6 protein-coding genes are annotated in these 6,328 nt (G+C 59.2%); 4 read left to right on the forward strand and 2 right to left on the reverse strand.

From position 1 onward, the window contains the following. Both G5253_RS13955 and G5253_RS13960 read right to left on the reverse strand, forming a co-directional pair. Entirely contained in the window at window positions 1-1,182 is a 1,182-nt protein-coding gene (locus G5253_RS13955; RefSeq protein WP_144714308.1) for a PLP-dependent aminotransferase family protein, read from the reverse strand. Window positions 1,183-1,387: 205 nt separating this feature from the next. Next, the gene (locus G5253_RS13960) at window positions 1,388-2,455 is read right to left on the reverse strand and encodes a M28 family metallopeptidase (protein ID WP_144714311.1); all 1,068 of its coding nucleotides are present in this window, start codon (window positions 2,453-2,455) and stop codon (window positions 1,388-1,390) included. 275 nt (window positions 2,456-2,730) lie between these two features. Here G5253_RS13960 and trmB point away from each other — a divergent pair, with 275 nt between their 5' ends. From trmB to G5253_RS13980, 4 genes are all read left to right on the forward strand, one after another. Further along, window positions 2,731-3,444, forward strand: a complete 714-nt coding sequence (gene trmB / locus G5253_RS13965; RefSeq protein WP_144714313.1) for a tRNA (guanosine(46)-N7)-methyltransferase TrmB — start codon at window positions 2,731-2,733, stop codon at window positions 3,442-3,444. A 48-nt stretch (window positions 3,445-3,492) separates the two neighbouring features. After that, window positions 3,493-3,825, forward strand: coding sequence for a YggL family protein (locus tag G5253_RS13970; protein ID WP_005348158.1), 333 nt, complete (start codon window positions 3,493-3,495; stop codon window positions 3,823-3,825). A gap of 122 nt (window positions 3,826-3,947) precedes the next feature. Further along, complete coding sequence (gene glsB, locus G5253_RS13975) at window positions 3,948-4,868, forward strand: glutaminase B (protein WP_421203570.1); 921 nt, start codon at window positions 3,948-3,950, stop codon at window positions 4,866-4,868. 29 nt (window positions 4,869-4,897) lie between these two features. Beyond that, complete coding sequence (locus G5253_RS13980) at window positions 4,898-6,193, forward strand: sulfurtransferase (RefSeq protein WP_421203572.1); 1,296 nt, start codon at window positions 4,898-4,900, stop codon at window positions 6,191-6,193. The last annotated feature ends 135 nt before the right edge of the window (window positions 6,194-6,328 follow it).

Below are 6,328 nucleotides of genomic sequence, written 5' to 3' on the forward strand. Positions count from 1 at the left end.
TCAGAGCATCCGCTGGAGGGCGCGGGCCAGCCGCTTGACCCCCTCCTCGATGGTCGCCTCATCGACGCAGGAGAAGCTCAGGCGCAGGGTGTTCTTGATTTCGGGGCGTACATAGAAGGGGGCGCCGGGCACGAAGGCTACCTTCTCCTTGATCGCCTCATCAAACAGGGCCATGGCGCTGATGTGGGCTGGCAGAGTCAGCCAGAGGAACATGCCCCCTTCCGGTCTGGTGTAGCTGACGCCGGGCGGGCAGTGACGGGCCAGTGCAGCCTCCATGGCAGCACGCTGGCGACCATAGACCTCCTTGATCTTCTCCAGATGGGCATCCAGTGAATTGTCGGTCAGGAAGCGGTGCAGCACCTGCTGGCTGAAGGCGTTGCTGTGCAGATCGGTGGCCTGCTTGGCGATGGTCACCTTCTTGCGTAGCCACTCCGGCACCAGCATCCAGCCCAGACGGAAGGCGGGCACCACGGTTTTGGAAAACGAGCCGAGCAGCACGGTATTGTTTGGCGCCAGCTTGGCAATGGGGGGCAGATGCTCCCCTTCGAAGCGCAGCTCGCCGTAGGGATCATCTTCCACCATCAACAGCTCGTGGCGCACCAGTCGCTCGGCCAGTGCCTCGCGGTTGGCACGGTTGTAGGAGACACCGCTCGGGTTCTGGAAGTTGGGCACGCCGTAGAGCAGCTTGGCATTGGATCCGCTTGCCAGCAGCGCATCCAGCGCCGCCAGATCCAGACCCTCTTCTTCAAGGGTGATCGGCTTGAAGGTGGGTTGATAGACAGAGAAAGCCTGAATGGCGCCAAGGTAACCCGGCTCTTCGATGATGAGATCCTGACCCTCGTCGATCAGCACCTTGCCCAGCAGATCCAGCGCCTGCTGGGAGCCGCTGGTGATGAGGATGTTGTCCGGATTGACCTGCATGCCGTGGCGGGTCAGATAGCGGTCGGCAATATATTGGCGCAGCGGGGCGAAGCCTTCGGTCGCCGCATATTGCAGGGCGGCAGCCCCTTGCTCGCGTAGCACATCCTGACAGGCCTGATCGATCGCCTTGACCGGAAACAGGTGGGGATTGGGCAGGCCACCGGCGAAGGAGATGATCTCCGGATTGGCGGCAACTTTGAGGATTTCACGGATAAAGGAAGGCTCGACCTTCTCGAAGCGCTGGGCAAAAAACGGCTGCATAGACAATTCTCTCGGCATGTGGGCGGTCGCTCCATTCGACCGCCAGGTTATCCGTTTGTATCAGATTTCAGAAATGAGGCAATGATTGTCACAAAAATCGCCAAAAAAGGCAGGTTTGGCACCTGCCCGAATTTTACCTGCCCGTGTGGCTCCCATGAATTGAAATGAGTTAGGGCGATCTTGTTTTGTGGACAAGCAACTGACCTTACAAACCCGGTTCCTTGAGGAAGCGGATCATCAGGTCGGTGTTGGCGCCAAGTTGGCTTTCTACTCTGCCTGGGAATAGTTCCGCCATCTTGTCGAGGCGGTCGTACTGGGTGTGCCAGATTTTTCCCCACTGGGTTTCGCTGTCACGATCGCAGGCGCTCTTGGTGGTGGCGTCATAGCAGTCCCACAGCGCTGGATTGGTGCTTTGGGAGTAGCCGTCATAGCCATCAGCGCCGTTGATGGTGAAGTTGGTCGCTTCAACGTAGGCGATCGGCACCCCCAGGCAGGCAAAGGGAGCGTGATCTGACCAGCTGCCAGTCTCCCCTTCCGGATAACCGCTGTAGCTGGGATGAATGGCAAACGGGGTCGCAGTCTGTTTGGAGAGGGTAAGCAGGCGATCCCGCACCTTGGGATCGAAGCTGTAGCGGCTCGGATCTGTGCAGTTGTATTCGGCGACGTCCGAGTGGGCTGAGTGGACGTAGACGATGTCGCCCCCGGCGATGGTGTCGTAGTTCACCATCGCCAGCAGCTTGGCGACGGCGGTGCTGTCGAGGCTGGCGGCATAGGCTTTGGAGCCGTTGAGACCGTTCTCCTCCGCCCCGAAGAATGCAAAGCGAACCGTGTAGGGCAAGGTTTGTCCTTTAAGCGCCTCAGCCACTGCCAGCAGGGCTGCGACGCCAGCGCCGTTGTCGGTGGCTCCTTCAGAACCTTTCTTGTCGCCCGTACTGTCGTAGTGGGCGCCGATCAGGATCACCTTGTCACTTGTGCCCTTGAGCTCAGCGATCAGGTTTTGGGAGTTTTTACTGGCGCCACTTTTGGTGTAGGTGAAGGGTTGGCGTTGCACATCGTAGCCCCAACCGGTCAGATGGTCCTGGATCCATGCCGCGGCACGAGTTTCTGCCTCTGTCCCCGTGGGGCGCGCGCCAATCCCTTCTGCGGTTGAGCTCAACTGCACCAGATACTCATAGGCCTGCTCGGCGGCAGCAGGGGTTTGTGAGTCATTTGTTGATGTGTCGCATCCCGCAAGCAAAGTGGTGATGGCAAACGCCAATGCTCTGTATTTCATACTGCAATCCTTTGTTGTGTATGGTTTTATTTGCGCAGTACAGCATGTAGTCGACGCGTGACCGATTCTGTGAACGGGTCGGCATTTGTCAACTGTTGTCAATGAAATGGTGAGAGATGAGGGATTTGTTTCGCGAAACACTTGCGCCTTGGGCCTATCTTGGGATAATTCGCTCCCCTGTTTTCGCGGGTCGATGAAATGCCGAGCCGCGAGCGGTCCCGCTAGGGATCGGACACAAGATGTATTACCCGGATTGATGAAATAACGAGACCATTATGCCTGTGACCCAAGATGTATTTAACGAAGACGGCAAGTTCATGCGCAAGATCCGCAGCTTTGTCCGTCGCGAAGGCCGCCTGACCAAAGGGCAGGAGAAGGCCCTGGAAGAGCTCTGGCCGGTCATGGGCATCGATTTCGAGCCAAAGCAGCTCGATCTGGTCGCACTGTTTGGCCGTGAAGCACCTGTGGTGCTGGAGATCGGCTTTGGCATGGGCGCCTCTCTGGTGGAGATGGCCAAGAATGCCCCCGAGAAGAACTTCATCGGCATTGAAGTGCACTCCCCGGGCGTGGGCGCCTGTCTGGGTACCGCTCAGGAAGCGGGCGTCACCAATCTGAAGGTGATCTGCCACGATGCGGTCGAGGTGCTGGAGCACATGATCCCGAACGGCTCACTCTCCTGCCTGCAGCTCTTCTTCCCGGATCCCTGGCACAAGAGCCGTCACCACAAGCGTCGCATTGTACAGCCTGCGTTTGCCCAGGATATTCGCCAGAAGCTGGCCATCGGTGGCATGTTCCACATGGCGACCGACTGGGAAAACTATGCCGAGCACATGCTGGAAGTGATGAGCGCCGCCGAGGGTTACGAGAATACCTCTGCCACCGGCAACTGGGTGCCTCGTCCGGACTGGCGTCCGCTGACCAAATTTGAACAACGTGGCCACCGTCTCGGCCACGGGGTTTGGGATCTGATTTTCAAGCGTGTCAGCTAAGCTGGCACATCAACACACCTAGCGTATCAACTAACTTGAGGAGCTATCATGGCCAATCGTAGCCGCCGCCTGCGCAAGAAACTGCGCGTCGATGAATTCCAGGAAATGGGTTTCGACATCAGTTTCAACTTCCCGGTCGGCACTGCCGAAGAGACCATCGATGCGGTAGTCGATGCGATGATCGATGAGGTTGTTGAACCCCGTAAACTGGCTTTTGCCGGCTCCGGTCACCTGGCCTGGGAAGGGATGATCTGCACCCAGCAACTGGGCAAGTGTACCGAAGAAGACCGCGCCGCCGTCAAATCCTGGCTGGAAGGCAAGGGGATGGAAGCCGTGGTCGTTACCGAGCTGTTCGACCTCTGGTACGGTGAACCGGCCTGATACAAGGCTGCCGCATCTGGCGCCTTGTTGTGGGTAACTGAAAAATCCCGCCGCTGGCGGGATTTTTGTCAGTGGGGATGGGATCTCCACCGCTGTTTTAGTCATGGAATCGCTTATTGCTTATGGTGTTGTCATCCGAATTACTGGCCAGCATCCTTGAAGAGGTGCGCCCGTTGCTGGGACAAGGCAAGGTGGCCGACTACATTCCGGCACTGGCTCAGGTACCGGCCGATCGGCTTGGTATCGCAGTCTGTACCGTCGAAGGGGAGCTGTTCACCGCCGGTGACGCTTTTGAACCCTTCTCCATCCAGAGTATCTCCAAGGCCCTGAGCCTGACCCTGGCACTCACCCTCTATAAGGAGGAGGAGATCTGGGCCCGGGTTGGCAAGGAGCCCTCCGGCCAGCCCTTCAACTCGCTGGTGCAGCTCGAGTTCGAGCAGGGGATCCCCCGCAACCCCTTTATTAATGCCGGGGCGCTGGTGGTGAGCGATCTGCTTGAGACCCGCCTCACTGCGCCGCGTCAGCGTACCCTCGAGCTGGTGCGCCGTCTTTCCGGCAATCCGGCCATCATGGCGGATCAGGTGGTCGCCCGCTCCGAATATCAGCACTCTGCCCGCAACGCCGCCATCGCCTATCTGATGAAGGCCTATGGCAACTTCGAAAACGAAGTGGACAAGGTGCTGCAAAGCTACTTCAATGCCTGTGCCATCCGCATGAGCTGCGTCGATCTGGCGCGGGCATTCATTTATCTGGCCAACCGTGGTGTGCCACTGGGCGAGAGCGTACCGCTGCTGCCCGCCCGCACCACCAAACAGGTCAACGCCCTGCTCGCCACCTGCGGTCTCTATGATGAGGCGGGCGATTTTGCCTATCGGGTCGGCATGCCGGGCAAATCGGGGGTCGGCGGCGGTATCATCGCCCTGATCCCGGGCGAGCTCTGCGTCTGTGTCTGGTCGCCCGAGCTCAACAAAGCCGGCAACTCGCTGGCGGGCACGGCGGCGCTGGAGCTGCTGGCCGAGCGGCTGGGTCGCTCCATTTTTTAACCTTGTTCACTATGAATCGAGAAATCACCATGAAACGACATCTTCGCTTCCTGCAGGCCGCGCTGGCGACCTTACTGCTCTGGTGTGCCCTGCCCGCCGTGGCAGGGGAGTTGCCACCGCTCTCGCTGGCCGATGCCAAGGCCAAACAGGCTGTCATCCTGGATACCCGCGCCAGCTACTTCTATCAGGGGTGGCCGATGGAAGGGGAGAAGCAGGGCGGTCATGTGGCGGGCGCCGAGAACCTCTCTGCCGAGTGGAAATACAGCGATGAAGAGTGGCCAAAGGCGCTCGAGATCAAGGGGCTGAAAGCCGATCGTCCGGTTGCCCTCTACGGTGCGTCCCGCGAAGTGGCCGAGGTGGCCCGTCTGCTGCGCAAGCAGGGGATCAAGCAGCTGTTCGAGCTGCAAGGGTGGCAAGCCGCACCGCGCGATTCGTTGGCACGCTGGCAGCAGCTGGTCTATCCGCGCTGGTTGGCGGATCTGCAAGAGGGCAAGCCAGTTGCCGCGGCGCCCAAGGGCGACTGGAAGCTGTTTGAAGTGGATTGGGGTTCACCCAAGGCCTACCTCATCAGCCACATCCCGGGAGCAGGTTATATCGATACCAACAGCCTCGAGGAGGAGCCGCTGTGGAACAAGGTCTCTGACGAAGCGCTCAAGAAGCTGCTGCTGGATAACGGCATCCGTCACGACACCACCGTCATCCTCTATGGTCGCAACACCATGGCGGCTGCCCGTGCCGCGCATCTGATGATGTATGCGGGGGTGGAAGATGTGCGCCTGCTGGACGGTGGTCTGGATGCCTGGTTTATCCAGCACCTACGTACCGAAACGGGTTTGCCCAACAAATATGAGCCGGTGAAGGAGTTTGGCGTGGCCATTCCCGCTCACCCCGAGTACTACACCACGTTAAGTCAGGCAAAAGAGCTGCTCAAGCAGCCCGATAGCGCACTGGTCAGCGTGCGTACCTGGGACGAGTTTGTCGGCAACACCTCAGGTTACAGCTACATCAAGCCGAAGGGCGATATTCCGGGGGCCAAGTGGGGTCACGGTGGGGTGGATGCCAACAGCATGAGCGACTTCCACAACCCGGACGGCACCATGAAGCCGGCCCGCGAGATCCTCGCCATGTGGGAGCAGTGGAATATCGAGCCAACTCAGCAGGCCGCATTCTACTGCGGTACCGGCTGGCGCGCCTCCGAGGCCTTCTTCTACGCCTGGCTGATGGACTGGAAACGGATCAGCGTCTACGACGGCGGTTGGTATGAGTGGAGTTCCGATCCCAAGAACCCGACCGTGACCGGTGAGCGCCAGCCCGCCAAGTCATGATTGCGCTCTTGCGCTTCAAAGAAGAGGCCGGACAGATGTCCGGCCTTTTTGTATCCGCTGTCCCGTCCTGAATATGGTTTACACCTTTCCTCCCAATAAATGGAGAACCCGATGGGACAAGGTGTGAAACGGACA

It is taken from the genome of Aeromonas sp. 602658 (genome assembly GCF_049173005.1).
GTDB lineage: Bacteria > Pseudomonadota > Gammaproteobacteria > Enterobacterales > Aeromonadaceae > Aeromonas > Aeromonas veronii_A.

Coding starts and splice junctions, on each gene's coding strand:
- trmB (WP_144714313.1), top strand. CDS start 2,731: ATGCCTGTGACCCAAGATGTATTTAACGAAGACGGCAAGTTCATGCGC.
- glsB (WP_421203570.1), top strand. CDS start 3,948: ATGGTGTTGTCATCCGAATTACTGGCCAGCATCCTTGAAGAGGTGCGC.
- G5253_RS13980 (WP_421203572.1), top strand. CDS start 4,898: ATGAAACGACATCTTCGCTTCCTGCAGGCCGCGCTGGCGACCTTACTG.
- G5253_RS13970 (WP_005348158.1), top strand. CDS start 3,493: ATGGCCAATCGTAGCCGCCGCCTGCGCAAGAAACTGCGCGTCGATGAA.
- G5253_RS13955 (WP_144714308.1), bottom strand. CDS start 1,182: ATGCAGCCGTTTTTTGCCCAGCGCTTCGAGAAGGTCGAGCCTTCCTTT.
- G5253_RS13960 (WP_144714311.1), bottom strand. CDS start 2,455: ATGAAATACAGAGCATTGGCGTTTGCCATCACCACTTTGCTTGCGGGA.